Source organism: Halorubrum zhoui (genome assembly GCF_051194155.1).
Taxonomy (GTDB): Archaea; Halobacteriota; Halobacteria; order Halobacteriales; family Haloferacaceae; genus Halorubrum.
In genome coordinates, this window is the sequence record NZ_JBLZNJ010000006.1 from 151,790 (window position 1) to 169,473 (window position 17,684).

At 68.4% G+C, this 17,684-nt stretch carries 16 protein-coding genes; 7 read left to right on the plus strand and 9 right to left on the minus strand.

Annotation, left to right across the window (positions count from 1 at the left end; translation table 11 throughout):
- Positions 1-26: 26 nt before the first annotated feature.
- The 3 genes from ACNTAO_RS10485 to ACNTAO_RS10495 all read right to left on the minus strand — a co-directional run bounded on the left by ACNTAO_RS10485 (position 27) and on the right by ACNTAO_RS10495 (position 1,654).
- Positions 27-386: a DUF7473 family protein gene (locus ACNTAO_RS10485; protein ID WP_435161955.1), complete on the minus strand. Its 360-nt coding sequence runs from the start codon at positions 384-386 to the stop codon at positions 27-29.
- Between the two features lie 140 nt (positions 387-526).
- Complete coding sequence (locus ACNTAO_RS10490) at positions 527-943, minus strand: DoxX family protein (protein ID WP_435161956.1); 417 nt, start codon at positions 941-943, stop codon at positions 527-529.
- A gap of 150 nt (positions 944-1,093) precedes the next feature.
- Positions 1,094-1,654, minus strand: a complete 561-nt coding sequence (locus ACNTAO_RS10495; protein WP_435161957.1) for a TATA-box-binding protein — start codon at positions 1,652-1,654, stop codon at positions 1,094-1,096.
- Positions 1,655-1,816: 162 nt separating this feature from the next.
- On the opposite strand from ACNTAO_RS10495, the gene ACNTAO_RS10500 reads away from it, so the two are divergent.
- From ACNTAO_RS10500 to rpiA, 3 genes are all read left to right on the plus strand, one after another.
- Complete coding sequence (locus tag ACNTAO_RS10500) at positions 1,817-2,875, plus strand: TIGR01177 family methyltransferase (RefSeq protein ID WP_435161958.1); 1,059 nt, start codon at positions 1,817-1,819, stop codon at positions 2,873-2,875.
- 87 nt (positions 2,876-2,962) lie between these two features.
- Positions 2,963-4,090, plus strand: a complete 1,128-nt coding sequence (locus tag ACNTAO_RS10505) for an ORC1-type DNA replication protein (protein WP_435161959.1) — start codon at positions 2,963-2,965, stop codon at positions 4,088-4,090.
- A 56-nt stretch (positions 4,091-4,146) separates the two neighbouring features.
- Positions 4,147-4,857, plus strand: coding sequence for a ribose-5-phosphate isomerase RpiA (gene rpiA, locus ACNTAO_RS10510; RefSeq protein ID WP_435161960.1), 711 nt, complete (start codon positions 4,147-4,149; stop codon positions 4,855-4,857).
- Between the two features lie 87 nt (positions 4,858-4,944).
- Here rpiA and ACNTAO_RS10515 read toward each other — a convergent pair whose 3' ends face one another.
- A complete protein-coding gene (locus ACNTAO_RS10515; RefSeq protein WP_435161961.1) occupies positions 4,945-5,112 on the minus strand; it encodes a DUF1931 family protein in 168 nt (55 codons plus the stop codon).
- 227 nt (positions 5,113-5,339) lie between these two features.
- On the opposite strand from ACNTAO_RS10515, the gene larB reads away from it, so the two are divergent.
- Positions 5,340-6,176, plus strand: a complete 837-nt coding sequence (gene larB, locus ACNTAO_RS10520; RefSeq protein ID WP_435161962.1) for a nickel pincer cofactor biosynthesis protein LarB — start codon at positions 5,340-5,342, stop codon at positions 6,174-6,176.
- Positions 6,173-6,442, plus strand: a complete 270-nt coding sequence (locus ACNTAO_RS10525; protein WP_435161963.1) for a GIY-YIG nuclease family protein — start codon at positions 6,173-6,175, stop codon at positions 6,440-6,442. Before larB ends, ACNTAO_RS10525 begins: the two co-directional genes overlap by 4 nt.
- Before the next feature lie 41 nt (positions 6,443-6,483).
- On the opposite strand, the gene hisG is transcribed toward ACNTAO_RS10525, so the two are convergent.
- Both hisG and ACNTAO_RS10535 read right to left on the minus strand, forming a co-directional pair.
- Complete coding sequence (gene hisG, locus ACNTAO_RS10530) at positions 6,484-7,374, minus strand: ATP phosphoribosyltransferase (RefSeq protein WP_435161964.1); 891 nt, start codon at positions 7,372-7,374, stop codon at positions 6,484-6,486.
- Between the two features lie 383 nt (positions 7,375-7,757).
- Complete coding sequence (locus ACNTAO_RS10535) at positions 7,758-7,988, minus strand: hypothetical protein (RefSeq protein ID WP_435161965.1); 231 nt, start codon at positions 7,986-7,988, stop codon at positions 7,758-7,760.
- 299 nt (positions 7,989-8,287) lie between these two features.
- Here ACNTAO_RS10535 and uvrB point away from each other — a divergent pair, with 299 nt between their 5' ends.
- Positions 8,288-10,339, plus strand: coding sequence for an excinuclease ABC subunit UvrB (gene uvrB / locus ACNTAO_RS10540; RefSeq protein WP_435161966.1), 2,052 nt, complete (start codon positions 8,288-8,290; stop codon positions 10,337-10,339).
- Between the two features lie 88 nt (positions 10,340-10,427).
- Here uvrB and ACNTAO_RS10545 read toward each other — a convergent pair whose 3' ends face one another.
- From ACNTAO_RS10545 to ACNTAO_RS10555, 3 genes are all read right to left on the minus strand, one after another.
- Positions 10,428-11,636: an SPFH domain-containing protein gene (locus tag ACNTAO_RS10545; protein WP_435161967.1), complete on the minus strand. Its 1,209-nt coding sequence runs from the start codon at positions 11,634-11,636 to the stop codon at positions 10,428-10,430.
- Between the two features lie 103 nt (positions 11,637-11,739).
- On the minus strand, positions 11,740-14,295 hold the full coding sequence (locus ACNTAO_RS10550) for an efflux RND transporter permease subunit (RefSeq protein WP_435161968.1): 2,556 nt from the start codon (positions 14,293-14,295) through the stop codon (positions 11,740-11,742).
- Between the two features lie 81 nt (positions 14,296-14,376).
- Positions 14,377-16,044, minus strand: coding sequence for a COG1361 S-layer family protein (locus tag ACNTAO_RS10555; protein ID WP_435161969.1), 1,668 nt, complete (start codon positions 16,042-16,044; stop codon positions 14,377-14,379).
- A 277-nt stretch (positions 16,045-16,321) separates the two neighbouring features.
- Here ACNTAO_RS10555 and ACNTAO_RS10560 point away from each other — a divergent pair, with 277 nt between their 5' ends.
- Entirely contained in the window at positions 16,322-17,647 is a 1,326-nt protein-coding gene (locus ACNTAO_RS10560; RefSeq protein ID WP_435161970.1) for an O-acetylhomoserine aminocarboxypropyltransferase/cysteine synthase family protein, read from the plus strand.
- The last annotated feature ends 37 nt before the right edge of the window (positions 17,648-17,684 follow it).

The following is a 17,684-nucleotide window of genomic DNA, read 5'->3' on the forward strand; positions in this document are numbered from 1 at the left end:
CCCACGAGACGTGGTGAGGGTGCAGATCACCCCGGTCGCGTCGAGAGCAGCAGCGCGACACCGCCGAGAACGACGCCGACGAGGACGGTGACGACGGCGTGGATGAGCGTCAACACCGCGACGACCCGCGGCGGCTGCTCGTAGCTCCACCGGAACATGACCGCATCGAGTGCGAGTGCGACGGTGACCGTCACCGCCGCCGGGATCGAGAGCCCACCGGCGACGACGCTCGTGATCGCGGGCAGCGGACCGACGTAGAGCGCGCGTCGGGGGTCGACGTCGCCGAGGACGTTCCGGGCGGCGACGTGGGCGGTCACGGAGAGAAACAGCGCGAACGCGACGGTCGTCACCAGCACCGCCGCCGGCGTCACGGGCTGTGCAGACATGAACACTGGTACGCAGCCGGACGACAAAGTACCGACGGGATCGGTTGGCGCTAGTGGAGGGTGTCATAGCGCGCGAATGTACTACAGAGAACAGAGGAGAGAGCCCACGACTTCAGTCGTGGGAGGAAGTCAAGAATCGATCACCGGGAGTCTGTTTCACTCGATGGGCGAGTGTACCAGAGTGCGAAGAGAATCAACACGGCCTGTAGTGGGAGTCGTCCCCAGCGAACAATCTCGGACGGATCGCCACCGCCTGGGAACCCTTCGATGACGACGCCGTGCGTTGCCATGTAGACGTTTGCCGGAAAGATAGCAACGAGTAACACGACCGTTGCCCACGCGGCGTGCCGTCGAGTTCGGGGGATCAACAGCCCGATCCCAACCGCTATTTCCGCGAGGCCGGATAGATAGACGAGCGTGAGCGCTGCCGGAAAGATGGGTGGGACAATCTGAACGTACAACTCCGGAACGACAAAATGCAACGCGCCTGCGACGATGTAGGCTGGACCCATCAGATAGAGCAACGGTCGCTTGAATTGGCGTAGAATCGTGTTCATGCGAGTAGGTACTCTCCACTGTAGGAAACAATATGGGTGATGGATGGCCGCTACGGATAGCTCCTGCATCGCGGATCTCGATACCAGCAGTATGACGCCCTAGTTGGTGAGGAATACCCGTGGGTCACCGCACGGGCCGCCAGGGGACGGTCACCCGAGCAGGCCGAGGTCGGTGAGCTTCGTCGTGATCACGTCGACGGCGTCGATGGCGTCTTGAGGGTCGGTGCCGCCGGTGACGACGAGTTTGCCGCTGCCGAACAACAACGCGACGACGTCCGGCTCGTCGATCCGGTAGACCAGCCCTGGAAACTGTTCGGGTTCGTACTCGATGTGCTCTAATCCGAGGCCGATGGCGATCGCGTTGAGGTTGAGGTCTGCACCGAGGTCCGCGGAGGTGACGACGTTCTGGACGGTGACCTCGGGGTCGTCGTCGATCGGGATACGGAGCGCCCGCAGCTTCTCGAAGACGCGGTCGAGACTCTCGTGGACGGCGTCGGTCGAGTTGGCGCCGGTACAGACGATCTTGCCGGATCGGAAGATGAGCGCCGCGGACTTCGGTTCCGTGGTTCGATAGACCAGACCGGGAAACTGCTCGGGGTCGTAGTCGGCACCCTCGAGGTCCATCGCGACGCTCTGGAGGTCGAGCTCCTGTCCGATCCCGGTAGAGGCGACGACGTTCTCGACGGTGATCGTGTCCTTCGGGTCGGCCATTCCGGCGTACCTACAGGGGTGGGTAACTTAACAAAGTCGGTCAGTGGTCGCCGTCGGCGCTCCGGGGTCGCCCGTGCAGGTGCTGTGCAGGCGTACGCGGCCCGGCCAGCCGGGCGCACCCGATCCGTCACGCTCATGCGATGGGCTCACCGAAACACCGAGGTGTACTGGCTCGAGCTGGCCGGCGAGGCGGACGCGTTCGCGGCCGCCGAAGCGGCGACGGCCGCCGCGGGAGTCCGCGTTGTAGCCCCCGGGATAGCGAGCGCCAGGAGCGTCGGTTCGACCGCAGACGCGCTGGCGTACACCCGTCGAGTCTGTGCGGCGATCGGGCGAGCCGACCCGTCCGTCGACGCCGCGGTCGCTGCCCTCGAGGCGGCTCCGTTGTCTCGGACCGGTACCGTCGCCGTGCGGGCGCGAAACGTCCGCAACTCGACGGCGGTTTCGACGACGGCCGCAGAGCGGTCCCTGGGGCGTGTGCTCGTCGGCCGCGGGTTCGACGTCGACCTCGAGACGCCGGACCACGTGTTGCGGGCGCTGTTCGCCGCCGGTCCGCGGGCCGAACACGACGCGGTCGACGGGGCAGACGGGGGGCGGGCGGCGCTGTGTGCGCTCGGCTGGGTCGCCCACGAGCCGTCGCGCGCGTTCGCACCGGACCCGACGGATCGTCCGTTCTTTCAGCCGGGGAGCATGGCGCCCGCAGATGCCCGGGCGTACGTGAACCTCGCCGGAGCCGCCCCCGGACGGACGGTACTCGACCCGATGTGTGGAACCGGCGGCCTCCCGATCGAAGCCGGCCTCGTCGGCGCAGACGCCATCGCGTGTGACGCGCAGGCGAAGATGGTCGCCGGCACACGCGAGAATCTCCGCGCGTGTCTCGACGCGAGCGATCGACCGACTGGCGCGCGGCGAGCGGGCCCAGCGCCGACGTGGCACGTGCTCCGTGGCGACGCGACGGCGCTTCCGGTCGACGACGACGCCGCGGACGGCGTCGTCTTCGACGCGCCGTACGGTCGGCAGTCGAAGGTCGCCCGTCACGAGTTGGCCGACCTCGTCGCCGGCGCGCTCGACGAGAGCGCCAGGGTCGCGTCGCGCGCCGTCGTGGTCGCCGACCGTGATTGGCGCGGACTCGCGCGCGGTGCCGGGTGGGTGGTCGACGCGAGCTTCGACCGACGCGTCCACCGCTCGCTGACCCGTCGGGTCCTCGTGTTGACGCGCGGGTGACCGGCCGCGCTGGCGGCGAACGAGCCGCGGTCTGGGGTCACCGCACCGCGGGCAATGGTTAAGTGAGCGGCGCGAGGTTGGTTCACCATGGTCGGGGACGGCGGCGACGACATGCTCTCGTGGGACGAGTCGGTGTTCCGCGAGGAGGCCGTCTTCGAGATCGACCACGTCCCGGAGACGTTCCGCCACCGCGAGAGCCAACTCGAGAGCCTGAAGTACGCGCTCCGTCCGGCCGTTCGCGGCTCGCGGCCGCTGAACACGGTCGTGCGCGGCCCGCCAGGAACGGGCAAGACGACCGCGATCCAGAAGCTCTTCGGCGAGCTCGCCGCCCGGACCGAGGTGCGGACGGTACGGGTCAACTGCCAGGTGGACTCGACGCGGTACGCCGTCTTCTCACGGCTCTTCGAGGGAATTTTCGAGTACGAGCCGCCCTCCTCCGGGATTTCGTTCAAGAAGCTGTTCAGCCAGATCACCGACCGTCTCGTCGAGGAGGACGAAGTGCTGGTCGTTGCGCTCGACGACGTGAACTACCTGTTTTATGAAAATGAGGCGTCGGACGCGCTCTACTCGTTGCTGCGCGCACACGAGGCACACGCGGGCGCCAAGATCGGCGTCGTCGTCGTCTCGTCGGACCTCGGGCTCGACGTCATCGACGACCTCGACGGCCGCGTGCAGTCGGTGTTCCGCCCCGAAGAGGTGTACTTCCCGGTGTACGACACCCCGGAGATCGTCGACATCCTCCGTGAACGAGCGAGACGCGGCTTTCACGAGGACGTCGTCGACGAGGAGACGCTCGAACGGGTCGCCGCGTTGACCGCAGAGAGCGCCGACCTTCGGGTGGGCATCGACCTGCTTCGGCGGGCGGGGCTCAACGCCGAGATGCGCGCCTCGAAGACGATCGAGACGACAGACGTCGAAGCCGCCTACGACAAGTCAAAACACGTCCACCTCTCGCGGTCGCTCCGCGGCCTCTCGGACACGGAGCGGGCACTCGTCCGGGTGCTCGCCGAGCACGACGGCGAACGTGCCGGGACCGTCTACGACGCCTTCCACGCGGAGACCGACCTCGGGTACACCCGGTACTCGGAGATCGTCAACAAACTCGATCAGCTCGGCGTGATCGACGCCGAGTACGCAGACGTCGAGGGACGGGGGCGATCGCGGGCACTCTCGCTTGCGTACGACGCGGACGCGATCCTCGACCGGCTGGAGTGACAGGCGGGGTGACTCCGCGCCGACGCCTTTTCAATCGCGCCGCACACACAGGGGGCATGAAGTCGAGCGGCGGCAGCGAGGCGATGAAGCGGCGGGCAGGCGAGTCGGCTGCCGAGGCGGTGACCGACGGCGACGTGGTCGGACTCGGGACGGGCTCGACGGCAGCACACGCGATCCGCGCGCTCGGCGAGCGCGTCACCGACGGGCTCTCGATCACCGGCGTCGCGACATCGTTCGCGAGCCGTGAACTCGCGCTCGACGCCGGGATCCCGCTCGTCGACCTCGCGGCGGTCACCAGTCCGGGTGCCGGTGGGATCGACGTCGCCGTCGACGGCGCCGACTGTGTCGCCGGCGGCGACCTGATCAAGGGCGGCGGCGCCGCCCACGCCCGCGAGAAGCTCGTCGACGCGGCCGCAGACCGGTTCCTCGTCGTTGCGGACGCGACGAAGTGTACCGACGTCCTCACACACCCGGTCCCTATCGAGGTGCTCGCGAGCGGCCGCGGGGTCGTCGCCGAGGCGGTCGCGGCTGCGGGCGGCGACGCGACGCTGCGGCGAGCCGAGCGAAAGGACGGACCGGTCGTCACCGACAACGGTCACCTCGTACTCGACTGCGACTTCGGCCCGATAGCGGAGCCGGCTGCACTGGCGCGGACGCTCGCGGAGACGCCCGGGGTCGTCGAACACGGACTGTTCGTCGGGCTCGCAGACGAGCTTCACGTCGGCACCGAGACCGGCGTCAACGTCACGAACCCAGGCCGGGGGTGACCGGACGGGCCACGACCGGACCCGACACGGGAGTCCGAGACGGCCGCAACGCTCCGGGTGAGAGAATAAAACGACAGGGTGAGCGCCTTACAGGTCGCGGGGCTGGACCGTCTTCCGGTCGTTAGCCTCGGCGCGGCGGGCGGCGTCTTCGAGCAGCTCGGTCACTTCGTCGTCCAGCGCATCGTAGAAGTCCGACGCGACGTTCTTGTCCTCCAGCGCTTCCTTGACTGCCGCTTTGACAATGAGGTCTGCCATGCGCTCTCGACTACCCGGCCATAGTTAATAAGCGTTCCTGAATTCTGCCGCGAGGGGGCCCGTGCCGGCAGATCACAGGAGGGGTGGAGGCGGATCGTGGCACGGACTCGTCGGGGACGTGTCGCGACGTCCGTCGGCGCGGACCGACGCGAGACGCGGGGCACACCGGACGACACCGCAGCGCGCAGATCGACGGCTACGAGGCCGTGGGCCGCGAAGGATCGGCCATGCACGCGCCAGACGGCACCGACGAGGAGGAGACGGGACGTGAGCCGACGGGGACGGACGGGACGCCGGCCCGGGAGACGCTCGACGCTCTCGCGGCGGGCGACATCGGCGTCGAGGAGGCAGAGTCACGACTCGCGGGGTACGCGACGACGGCGGCAGGGCGATTCGACGCCGACCGCGACCGGCGGCGCGGGATTCCAGAGGCGGTGCTCGCCGAGGGGAAGCGCCCGATCGAGGCCGCGTCACTGGCGGCGACGGCGCTCGAGACCACCGGCCGAGCGATCGTGACGCGGGCGACGGCCGAGCACGCGGCGGCGATCCGCGAGACCGTCGACGCCGACGCCCCCGACGCGACCGTCGAGCACGACGAGGTGACGCGAACCGTCGTGGTCCACGCGGCGGCGTACGAGCCGCCGTCGCTCGACGTGGGGGTCGCGGTGGTGGCCGCGGGGACGGCTGACGCGCCGGTAGCGGGCGAGGCCGCGGTGGTCGCCCGCGAGGTCGGCGCCGACGTGGACCGGATACGCGACGTCGGCGTGGCGAACCTCGACCGGTTGCTCGACCAGCTCGGGCGAATCCGCGAGGCCGACGTCGTCGTCGTCGCGGCCGGCCGTGAGGGGGCGCTACCGACGGTGGTCGCCGGACTCGTCGCCGCACCCGTGATCGCGGTGCCCGTGGCCTCGGGGTACGGTGAGGGGGGCGACGGCTCCGCGGCGCTCGCCGGCGCGCTCCAGTCGTGTACCGTCCTCACGACGGTGAACGTCGGGGCCGGGTTCGTGGCCGGCGCGCAGGCTGGGCTGATCGCTCGAGCGATCGTGGGTGAGGACGAGTCGTGAGCGACCACCACGTGTACGTGATCGAGTGTGCCGACGGGAGCCTCTACACCGGCTACACGACCGACGTGGAGCGGCGGGTGGCCGAACACGACGCGGGCGAGGGCGCAAAGTACACCCGCGGACGCACGCCGGTGACGCTGCGACACGTCGAGTCGTTCGACTCGCGCTCGGCGGCGCTGTCGCGAGAGCACGCGATCAAGTCACTGTCACGCGCGCAAAAGGAGCGGGTGATAGCAGAGCGTGACCGAGCCGGCACCGACGACTGACCACGGTGCTGGCTCTGGGAGGCGGATACTCTCCGAGCCGCTCACTCGACGAGGCGTTCGATCTCCGTGACGAGGATGCCGCTGGCACCGACCGTCTTCAGCTCGGCTATCGTCGCGAAGACGTCGTCGGCCTCGACGACGGCGTGGACCGCGACCATCCCGTTGCCGTGTTCGTCGGCCTCGACGTCCATCACGGTCGGGCCGCCGAGTCCGGGGATCACAGCTCGTACCTCCTCGAGGCGTGCTTTCGGCGCGTTCATCATGAGGTACCGTCGTCCGTCCGCCGCGAGCACCGACTCGAAGGCGGTTCGGACCTGCTCGACTTTCGGGTCGGTCGTGACGTCCGGGTGGGCGAACAGCCGCACCGACGAGTCGAGCACCTCGTCGACGACCGCGAGCCGGTTCACCTGGAGGGTCGTCCCCGTCGAGGTGATGTCGACGATGGCGTCGGCCATGTCGACGTGCGGCGTCAGCTCCGTCGCACCGGTGACCGTGACGACGTCGGCGTCGACGCCGACTCGGTCCAGGTAGTCGCGCGTGACGGTCGGGAACTCGGTGGCGACGGTCGCGCCCGCGAGGTCGGCCGGAGTCGTCACCGCGTCGCCCTCGGGGGCCGCGAGCACGAGTCGGCAGGAGCCGTACTCGAGGTCGAGCAGGTCGACGAGGTCGCTCTCGTCTGCCGCGGCCGCCGTGGGCGCGACGCCACCGGACTCCGCGGCCTGGTCGAGGCCGGTGACGCCGAGGTCGGCCGCCCCGTCGCGGACGTACTCCGGGATGTCGGCCGCTCGCGCGAAGAGGATCGTCACGTCGGGATCGACCGTGTCGGCGTACAGCTGGCGGTCGGCGGTTTCCTCGACGTGGAGCCCTGCACGCTCGAGTAGTGAGACAGTCGGGTCGTGCAGGCGGCCCTTGTTGGGGACGGCGATGCGCATAGTCGGGGAGTCGCAGGGGGACGTGGAAACGCTTTCGTCCGGGAACGGGGAGACGCGAGGGACAGGGAGACGCGAGGGACGGGGAAACGCGGGAACGGGGAGACGAGGTCCACCGAGTGGTGCGGTGGCGCGTGCCGGAGAGCGGCCGACTGGCCGCGAACCGCACGCGCGAGGGAGTCGGTCGCCGAGCGAAGCGACGGCGACCGACGAGGCTGGGGAGGCGTGAGGTGCTGTGCGGAGCGGGGCGGGGCGGGACTCAAAGGGGCAGCCGCGAGGCGGCCAGACGCTCGCTGCGTCCTCGTCGCTCGTTCCACTCGCTTCTCGGTGCTTACGTCGCCTCTGGCCGCCTCGCGGCTGGGGCTTTGGAGATGTCCGCCGCCGATCTACAGTCGATCATTTATCACCGAGTCGCCGGTCGGGTCGAACGTTCTTTCGACCACCCAGTACGCGACGGGGAGACAACTGCCGAACGCGACCGGCCAGACGGTCAACTGTGAGGCCGGATCGGGCGGCGAGACGAGGCTCCCGACGACCAGCCCCACGAGGCCGGCGACGACGACGATAGCGGTGGCTCGCTCCCACCGTGACGGCGGGAGCGCTCGGGGCGCCACCACAGCAGGTAGCAGGCCAGTACGATCCCCGAGACCGGAGCGAGCACGCCCCAGAGTCCCAGATGGTCGCTTCCGCGGGCGTGTGCGTCGAAGGTGACCCACGCGCCGACCCGCGACCCAGACGAACAGGACGAGGGCCGCGCCGAACGCGACGGCCGGTGTGAGGAGGGACACGGATCTGCGTGCAGTCCGATCAGCAATCGGTCTTCCCCCACATGGAAACGCCCGCTTGGGACCGTTTTCGTCGCCGCCAGCCACGTAGCCGCGCCCCTCAAGTGCCTCGCCGCCCAACGACGCGTATCGTGAGCGACGCCGACTCCCCCCTCTCTGAGGACCGTCCGACCGTCGACCGCTCGCTTCGGGTCGACGCCCCCTTCGAGCCGGCCGGCGACCAGCCGGCGGCGATCGACGAACTCGTCACGGGATTCGAGTCGGGCGCCGACGAACAAACCTTGCTCGGCGTCACCGGCTCCGGGAAGACGAACACCGTCTCGTGGGTCGCCGAGGCGCTCGACCAGCCGACCCTCGTGCTCGCCCACAACAAGACGCTCGCCGCCCAGCTATACGAGGAGTTCCGAGAGCTGTTCCCGGACAACGCCGTCGAGTACTTCGTCTCCTACTACGACTACTACCAGCCGGAGGCGTACGTCGAACAGACGGACACGTTCATCGACAAGGAGATGTCGATCAACGAGGAGATAGACCGACTGCGTCACTCCGCGACCCGCTCGCTTCTCACCCGCGACGACGTGATCGTCGTCGCCTCCGTCTCTGCGATCTACGGGCTCGGCGACCCGGGGAACTACAGAGAGATGGCGCTCGAACTTGCGGTCGGCGACCAGGTGGGTCGTGAGGCGCTGCTCGCTCACCTCGTCGACCTGAACTACGAGCGCAACGACGTTGACTTCGCCCAGGGGACCTTCCGCGTCCGCGGGGACACCGTCGAGATCTACCCGATGTACGGCCGGTACGCGGTGCGCGTCGAGCTGTGGGGCGAGGAGATCGACCGGATGCGCAAGGTCGACCCGATGAAAGGCGAGGTCGTAAGCGAGGAGCCGGCGGTCATGGTCCACCCCGCAGAACACTACTCGATCCCCGACGAGCAGCTGGAGCAGGCGATAGCGGAGATCGAGACGCTGATGGACGAACGCGTGCGGTACTTCGAGCGGCAGGGCGACCTCGTCGCCGCACAACGGATAGAAGAGCGCACCACCTTCGACGTCGAGATGCTGCGCGAGGCTGGGTACTGCTCGGGGATCGAGAACTACTCCGTCCACATGGACGACCGCGACCCGGGTGACGCGCCGTACACGCTGCTCGATTACTTCCCCGACGACTTCCTCACCGTGATCGACGAGTCACACCAGACGCTCCCGCAGATCCGCGGGCAGTTCGCCGGCGACAAGTCTCGGAAGGACTCGCTCGTCGAGAACGGCTTCCGGCTGCCGACCGCCTACGACAACCGCCCGCTCACCTTCGAGGAGTTCGAAGCGAAGACCGACCGAACGCTGTACGTCTCGGCGACGCCCGGCGAGTACGAGCGCGAGCAGTCGGCGAACGTCGTCGAACAGATCGTCCGGCCGACACACCTCGTCGACCCGAAGGTTGAGGTCACCGAGGCGACCGGTCAGGTCGACGACCTCCTCGACCGGGCAGCCGAGCGGATCGAGCGCGACGAGCGTGTCCTCGTCACCACGCTCACGAAGCGAATGGCAGAAGACCTCACCGAGTACTTCGAGGAGGCCGGCGTCGACGTCGCGTACATGCACGACGAGACCGACACCTTAGAGCGCCACGAGATCATCCGCGACCTCCGGCTCGGGACCATCGACGTCCTCGTCGGGATCAACCTCCTTCGGGAGGGACTCGACATCCCGGAGGTGAGCCTCGTCGCGATCCTCGACGCCGACCAGGAGGGGTTCCTCCGCTCGACGACGACGCTCGTCCAGACGATGGGGCGGGCCGCCCGCAACGTCAACGGCGAGGTCGTGTTGTACGCCGACCGCGTGACCGACTCGATGCAGGCGGCGATAGACGAGACCCAGCGGCGGCGGGCGATCCAGCTCGAGTACAACGACGAGCACGGCCACGAGGCGACGACGATCGACAAGCCGGTCGGCGAGACGAACCTGCCAGGCTCGAAGACCGACACCTCGTCGGTGCGCGTCGACGATGTCGAGAGCGAAGCCGAGGCGAGCGCGCAGATCGAGACGCTCGAAGACCGGATGAACGAGGCCGCGAGCAACCTCGAGTTCGAGCTCGCCGCCGACATCCGTGACCGGATTCGGGAGCTCCGTCAGACGTTCGAACTCGAGGCGGACGACGGCGTCCCCGCGCCCATCGGCGAGGAGTGAGCACGGCGGCCGCGAGCGAGCGCCGGAGCTCCAACGTGGGTCCGATTCGACCACAACCGCGTCGTGTCGAGTGCGTCACAGCCACCGTTCATCGACCAGGGCGCTCGCTCTCCGTTTCCAACTCCACGTCGCGGTCCGCCTCGCGCTCGAGTTCGTCGCCGTCGGCATCGGGGACGGCCGCATCTGTGACGGCCGCCTCGTCGTCGCCGACCGTCTCGAGCTCCTCGAGCATCTCGTCGATGTCGTCGAGACCGAGCATGGCGCGGGTGTCGTCGTCGAACTCGAGCCCCTCGAGTCCCTCCATCTGTTGGGCGTCCGAGCCCGAGAGACCCTTTCCGTAGCGACCCACGAGGCTGGTGAGCTCTTGTGGCACGACGAACGTGGTCGAGTCGCCCTGACCGATCTCTGCGAGCGTCTCCATCCCCCGCTCGATGATGGCTCGCTCGCCCATCGACTCGGCAGAACGTGCGCGTAACACCGTCGAGATGGCGTCGCCCTGTGCTTCGAGGATCTGGCTTTGTTTTTCGCCCTGCGCGCGGATGATGTTCGATTGTTTGTCACCCTCCGCCTGCTCGACCGCCGAGCGTCGTTCACCCTGCGCCTCGAGGATCATCGCGCGACGACGACGCTCCGCCGACGTCTGTTGTTCCATCGCGCGCTTGACGTCGGTAGAGGGGCTCACCTCGCGGACCTCGACGCCTTCGACGCGGATCCCCCACTCGTCGGTCGGCTCGTCGAGTTCCTCGTTGATCCGGTCGTTGATCTGCTCGCGCCGCGAGAGCGTGTCGTCGAGCTCCATGTCGCCGAGGACGGCCCGGAGCGTCGTCTGTGCGAGATTCGAGGTCGCTTTCTTGTAGTCGTCGACCTCGAGGAAGGCACGCGTGGCGTCCATCACCTTGATGTAGACGACCGCGTCGGCGGTCACCGGCGAGTTGTCCCGAGTGATCGCCTCCTGTCGCGGCACGTCGAGCGTCTGTGTCCGCATGTCGAACGCGTACGTCCGCGAGACGAACGGCGGGATCAGGTGGACGCCCGGTGACAACAGCGTTCGGTACTCGCCGAAGACGGTGAGCGCCTCCTTCTCGTAGGCGTCGACGACCTCGACCGCGCTGGCGACGGTGACGAGCGCGAGGAGGATCGCGAGCACGCCGACGCCGAAGACGAGGCTCTGACGCAACACGGCGACGCCGATGACGGCGGCAGCGGCGACCGCCGTGTACTGCCAGACGCTGTCGGGGACCGCCCCGAGCAGCGCGGAGAGCGTCGGCGGTTCGCCCGGAGACCCGTTCGTTCCCATACGCACTGGTGGGGGTCGACGCTGTTAACGCTTCGCACGAGGCGCGCGTGAAGGGGCGAAACGCGGGGTCGGGTCGTCTCGCGACGACCGTCGTCGGGTCGGCTCAGGCGGTCGCGTACGTGTTCGTCCGGGTCGCCAACACCAGCGCGGCCGCCGGGAGGAACACGAACGCGGTCACGAGCGCGAACGTCATCGCGAGTGCGACCGCGATGCCGAAGTTCGCGAGCACCGGGAACTGTGAGATCCCGAGCGCGCCGAACCCGAACAGCGTGGTCGCACCGGAGCCGACCACCGGACGCGACTTCCGTACCATCGCCTCGCGCATCGCCTCGGTCGGCGTCGACCCGTGGGTGAACAGCTCCTCTTTGAACCGCTCGTGGACGTGGATCCCGTAGGTGATCCCGGCCCCGAGTGCGATCGATCCGGTCGCGACGGTGAGCGGATTCCACGGGATCTCGAGGGCGTACATCGCCATCGAGATCAGCATGACCGCGCTGATCGCGACGCTGACGACGAGCAACACGGACTCACGCAGCGACCGAAGCGCCAACGCGAGGAAGATCGTCGCCATCCCGAAGCTCAACACCGTCATCGGGTCGCGCCCGGACGTCACGTTCTCGATGACGTTCCGGTTGACGACCGGCTTGCCGGTCACCGCCGTCCGCTCGGTCGAGAGGTGTTTGTCGGCGATGGCCTCGGTGTCGTCGATCAGGTGTCGAACCTCCTCGCCCTCGATGTCGGCGACGAAGAGCTGGATGATGAACCGGTCCGGCGTCTCCTCGCGACTCCCGATCGGCATGAGCTCGGAGGCGGCTTGCTGTTCGGCGAGACCGATCACGCGTGCCCGACTCTCCGGAATCTCCCCGTCGTTCGCCATCTCGACGGCGGTCACCGGACTCATCGCCGCGTTCACGTCCGGATGGTCCTCGATCTCGGTCTCGAACGCCGAGGCGCGCTCGAACGTCGTCGGCGAGTAGGCGTCTTTGCCCTCGACGACGAGGTACATCACGCTCGGGCTCTCTGCTGTGTCCTCGAGGCTCTCGAGGTCGTCGCGTTGTTCGATGTCCGGCCAGTAGTCGAGCATCTCCTGGGTGGTCGGCACGTCGTGATAGACGGTCGCGCCCCCGCCGATGGCCCCGACCATCAACAACAGCACCAACAACGGCGCGGCGGCGATACCGCCCGAGAGCGCGCCGATAAAGCGCTCGAAGGCGGGGTCGTCGCTGCCGACGACGCCAGTAGAGGACTCGTCTGAATCAGATCGGTCACCGCCGCTGGCCGAGGGTTCGGGGAGCGGTCCGTCGCCACCGCCGCCGTCTGCCGACGGTGGGTCGAGCGGAGCTGGGCCGTCCGGTGACGAGCCGTCGATCGGTTCGTCGCCGTCGCGTGACCGGTCGTCGTCAGTCGGCTCGCCGCCGTCGGTGGCTGCGGTCGGCGCGTCGGCGGGGGCATCACCCGAATCGGTCACCAGCTCGTACTCGTCGTCGTCGAAGTGAACCAACAACGCGACGAGCAGCGTGAGCGACAGCGCGGTCGCCGCTATCACGCCGAAGGCCGCGGTCGCTCCCAGCTGACGGGTCGGGGGCACAGCAGAGACCAACAGCGCACCGAGGCCGATAGACGTCGTCGCCATCGCAAGAAGCAGCGTGTTGCCGGTGGTGCGGGCGGCCGCGCCCGCGGCGTCGACCGGCTCGCGCCCCTTCTCGCGTTCTTCGATGTAGCGGGTGTGTAACTGGAGGCTGAAGTCGATCCCCAACCCCAACGCGATCGGCAACACCCCGAGCATGATGGCGTTGAAGTTGAACCCCACGACGCCCATCATCCCGAGCATGTACACGAGCGAGACCATCGCGGTCCCGACGGGTATGAGCACCTTCCACGTGCGGTAAAGCCGGCCGCGCATCACGAGGAAGACGACGGTGAAGATGATCGCGAACGCGACGGCGAACAGCTGGATCATCTCCGGAAGCATCAGGCCGAACGCGGCGTTCTCGAAGACGGGCGCGCCGGTGACCGTGACGTCGACGTTCGGCGGCACGCGGACGTGGTCGGTCGCGTCCGCGACCTCCCCCGTGACGTAGCCCGCGGCGGTCCCCGGAAGGAAGCCGAAGTACTGGTCTTCGGAGTCGGGAACGTCGACCTCACCGTAGGTCGCCACGATGAGCGCCGTCTCGCGGTCGGGGTTGACGTTACTGACGAGCGCGGCGGCACTCGGGTCCATCGTCTCGACGCGGCGGATCGACGCGCGCACCTCGCGTTCGGTCGACGGGATCTCACCGCCGTTCCCCCGACGAACCACGTCCGCGAGGCTGGTGACGCTCGTGAACTCGTCTGCGGCGGCGTATCGCCTGTCGAGCCGGTCGATCGTCCGGATCGTCTCCGGCTCGTAGAGGTGGTCGGTCTCGACCATCACGAAGACGTTGTTGCCGAGGTCGAACGCGTCCTCGCCTTTGACCTCCTGCCAGTCCTGGTTCGTCTGGGAGCTGTCGTCGATGTACAGCTCCATCCCCAGGCTCATCTGGACCGACGCGCCCGCGATGACGAGCGAGACGAGCACGAGGGCGGCCACGACGGCGAAGACGGTCCGGCGATTCTCGGCGGAGAATCGGCCGACCTGCTCGAGACGGTCGCGGAGTGGGTGGGTTTCGTCGTCGGTCATGCGTCAGTGGTGGTGCGGTGAGTGGTCTGTGGGTGATGCTCGGTGGACCGTGCGGTGGAAGCGCTGGATGGCGTCACGGGCTTACGCGTTCCACGGGAAGCCACCGCCGCGGCGTCGAACGTAGACGGTCGCGCCGACGCCGACGAGTCCGAGGCCGACGAACGGGAGCACGGAGAGGATGCCGCCACCGCTCCCGTCCTGGACGCGGATCGGGAGCTGGTAGGCCTCAGACAGCATCGACTTGCCGCGCTCGTCCTCGTACGCGAAGTCGATGCTCGCCGCGTACGTCTTGGGGTTGGCGTCCGCGGTCGTCGTGAGTTCGAACGTCATCGTCGCCGACTCACCTGGCTCTAATGACGCGACGTAGCCGTCGTCGTCGCTGTCGAGCGGGTCACTCGTACCGAGGCTCGCCTCGATGTCGGTGAGCGTCTGGTTGCGGTTGTTGGTGACCTCGACTTCGATCAGCCGGGTGGAGTCGACCCCGATGGTCGGGTCGGTGACGGAGACGGTGAAGTCGTCACGCCGTGGCGCGATCGGCGTCACGAGCGAGACGTCCTCGTCGCGGCGCTGTTCGTCGGCGTCGGTCCGGTACTGGACGACCATGTCGAGTGACTTCTCGACGGCCTCACCGTCGGCGTTCACCGCGACCGGGAGCCGGACGGTCGACGACTCGCCCGCCTCAAGCGTCCCCGCGGAGACGGACCCCTCGAGCGGCCGCAGCGTCGGGTACTCGCGAGCGAAGTCGAGTGCGACGTCGTTCGCGGTCCACGGACCGTCGTTCGTGACGCGGACCACCACGTCGCCTTCCGTGTCGACGCGAAGGCTGCTCTCGACCAACTCGAGTGCGAAGTCCTGTTCTGCGGCCGGCTCGATGCCGACGGAGAGGTCGGTGTCACGGTCGTTTATTCCCTGCGGATCGGTGTACCGCACCGAGCCGTCGAGTTCGTACTGGCGAACCGGCGCGTCGGGCTTGACGACCGCCTCGTAGGTGACGTCGGCGGTCTCACCGGGCGCCAGCCGGTCGATGCGGGCGACGTCGCTCTGTTGGCCGTCGAAGCCGACCATCGAGCTCTGCGAGGTGAGCGACACCGCGAGGTTCCGTGCGGGCTCCCCGCCGACGTTCTCGACGGTCACCGCGAACGGTCCGGACTCACCGACCTGCAGTTGGCTGTCGTCGGCCGTGGTGAGCCGGAACTGAGGCGCGTCGTCGATCTCGACGTCGACGGTGTCGGTCACGGTGTAGGTCCGTTCGTTCTCACCGGTGTCGGCGCGGCGGAACGAGGTGTACGAGTACGTCATCTCCACGTCGACCTCGTAGGTGCCGGGTGCGGCGTCTTCGGGGACGTCGACGGCGAACGGCACCGACCGCGGCTGGCTCTCGGTGATCGAGCCGACGGAGTGTTCTGCGGTCTCGACGGTCAACGGCGCGTCGGCCGCGTCGAGTTCGACGACGACGTTTCGTGCGGTCGTCACCCGAGCGCGTTCCGGCGGTGAATCGTACCGTGTCGTCGCGTCGTTCGCGATCTGAATCGTCAGCGTCGACGCGGTGCCCGGCGTGAGCGTCGGGTCGGGCGCGTACGCCTCGAGGTCCGGGTCGCCGCCGCTCGCCGACTGGGCTCCTGCGACGCCGAGGGTCGCTGCCATTCCTGCGGTGAGGAGGAGCGCGACCATGGCGAGCGTCGCTACGGTTCGCGTCGTTGGTCCCTGCGGGGTCGCCGCCGGGTCAGGTGAGCGTGAGTTCTCGTCCATAGTATATCGTGCTGTGTACAATACTACGTCCGTATGCTGATATAGTTGTTGATCCGTTCCGCGAGCAGTAGCGCCTACAGATGCGATTTGTGCCGATCTGAGCGTCGGCCTGGGCGGGGCGGCGGCGGATTGGTCGTGGACGTATTGTTCACAACAGAATGAGCCCGCCTCGGCCACTGGTCGAGGGTGCCACCGGGACGCGACCCGACGCTCCGAGCTACCGGCAGTTCCTGTACGGGTCGGTTCGGTTTAGCCGGTGGCGACCGGAGCGGTGGGTATGCCAACAGACGACGGTTCGACCGGGCCAGCCGACGAGTCGACCGGGCAGTCGTTCCGCACGCGAAGCGTCCACGCCGGAACGGACCCCGACCCGGCGACCGGCGCGCGGGCGACGCCCATCTACCAGACGACCGCCTACGAGTTCGAGGACGCCGACCACGCCGCACGGCTGTTCGCGCTCGAGGAGGCAGGGAACGTCTACTCGCGGATCATGAACCCGACCAACGCGGCACTCGAGGCGCGGCTCGCCTCGCTCGAGGGCGGCGTCGCCGCGGTCGCCACCGCCTCGGGAATGTCGTCGCTCGACCTCGCGACGTTCCTGCTCGCGTCCGCCGGCGACAACATCGTCAGCTCCTCGGCGCTGTACGGCGGCACCTACACCTACTTCACCCACTCCGTCGAGCGCCGCGGGGTCACCACGCGGTTCGTCGACACGCTCGACTACGAGGGATACGCCGACGCCATCGACGAGCACACCGCGTACGTCCACCTCGAGACGATCGGGAACCCCGCGCTCGTCACCCCCGACATCGAGCGCGTCGCCGAGATCGCCCACGACCACGGGGTGCCGCTCTTCGTCGACAACACGTTCGCGACGCCCGCGCTCTGCCGGCCGTTAGAACACGGTGCCGACCTCGTCTGGGAGTCGACGACGAAGTGGCTCACCGGCAACGGCACCACGGTCGGCGGCGCGCTCGTCGACGGGGGGTCGTTCCCGTGGGGTGAGTACCCCGAGAAGTTCCCCGAGATCGCGACGGACAACCCCGCCTACCACGGCGTGAACTTCGTCGAGGCGTTCGGCGACGCGGCGTTCGCCTACGCGGCCGTCACCCGCGGCCTGCGCGACCTCGGCAACCAGCAGGCCCCGTTCGACGCGTGGAACACGCTCCAACAGGTCGAGTCGCTCCCGTTGCGGATGGAGCGCCACTGTGAGAACGCCGGGATCGTCGCGGAGTACCTCGCTGACCACGACGACGTCGCCTGGGTGACGTACCCCGGTCTCGAAGCCCACGAGACGCACGCGGAAGCCACCGAGTACCTCGAGGGGGGCTACGGCGGGATGATCGCGTTCGGGCTCGAGGCCGGCTACGAGGCCGCGAAAGCGACCGTCGAGAACGCCGACCTCGCCTCGCTCGTCGCGAACGTCGGGGACGCCAAGACGCTCGTCATCCATCCGGCCTCGACGACGCACCAGCAGCTGACCGACGCCGAGCGCGAGGCCGCCGGCGTCACCGGCGACATGGTTCGACTCTCTGTCGGCATCGAAGACCCCGCCGACATCGTCGCCGACCTCGAGGCGGCGATCGAAGCGGCGACCGCGTGATCGAAGCGGCGACCGCGTGATCGCGGCCGGCGTCCCG

What these genes read in the sequence shown, in the direction of transcription:
- ACNTAO_RS10485 (WP_435161955.1), bottom strand. Translation starts at nt 386, where the DNA reads ATGTCTGCACAGCCCGTGACGCCGGCGGCGGTGCTGGTGACGACCGTC.
- ACNTAO_RS10490 (WP_435161956.1), bottom strand. Translation starts at nt 943, where the DNA reads ATGAACACGATTCTACGCCAATTCAAGCGACCGTTGCTCTATCTGATG.
- larB (WP_435161962.1), top strand. Translation starts at nt 5,340, where the DNA reads ATGCACGCGCCAGACGGCACCGACGAGGAGGAGACGGGACGTGAGCCG.
- ACNTAO_RS10505 (WP_435161959.1), top strand. Translation starts at nt 2,963, where the DNA reads ATGGTCGGGGACGGCGGCGACGACATGCTCTCGTGGGACGAGTCGGTG.
- ACNTAO_RS10550 (WP_435161968.1), bottom strand. Translation starts at nt 14,295, where the DNA reads ATGACCGACGACGAAACCCACCCACTCCGCGACCGTCTCGAGCAGGTC.
- ACNTAO_RS10515 (WP_435161961.1), bottom strand. Translation starts at nt 5,112, where the DNA reads ATGGCAGACCTCATTGTCAAAGCGGCAGTCAAGGAAGCGCTGGAGGAC.
- rpiA (WP_435161960.1), top strand. Translation starts at nt 4,147, where the DNA reads ATGAAGTCGAGCGGCGGCAGCGAGGCGATGAAGCGGCGGGCAGGCGAG.
- ACNTAO_RS10545 (WP_435161967.1), bottom strand. Translation starts at nt 11,636, where the DNA reads ATGGGAACGAACGGGTCTCCGGGCGAACCGCCGACGCTCTCCGCGCTG.
- hisG (WP_435161964.1), bottom strand. Translation starts at nt 7,374, where the DNA reads ATGCGCATCGCCGTCCCCAACAAGGGCCGCCTGCACGACCCGACTGTC.
- ACNTAO_RS10495 (WP_435161957.1), bottom strand. Translation starts at nt 1,654, where the DNA reads ATGGCCGACCCGAAGGACACGATCACCGTCGAGAACGTCGTCGCCTCT.
- ACNTAO_RS10560 (WP_435161970.1), top strand. Translation starts at nt 16,322, where the DNA reads ATGCCAACAGACGACGGTTCGACCGGGCCAGCCGACGAGTCGACCGGG.
- ACNTAO_RS10555 (WP_435161969.1), bottom strand. Translation starts at nt 16,044, where the DNA reads ATGGACGAGAACTCACGCTCACCTGACCCGGCGGCGACCCCGCAGGGA.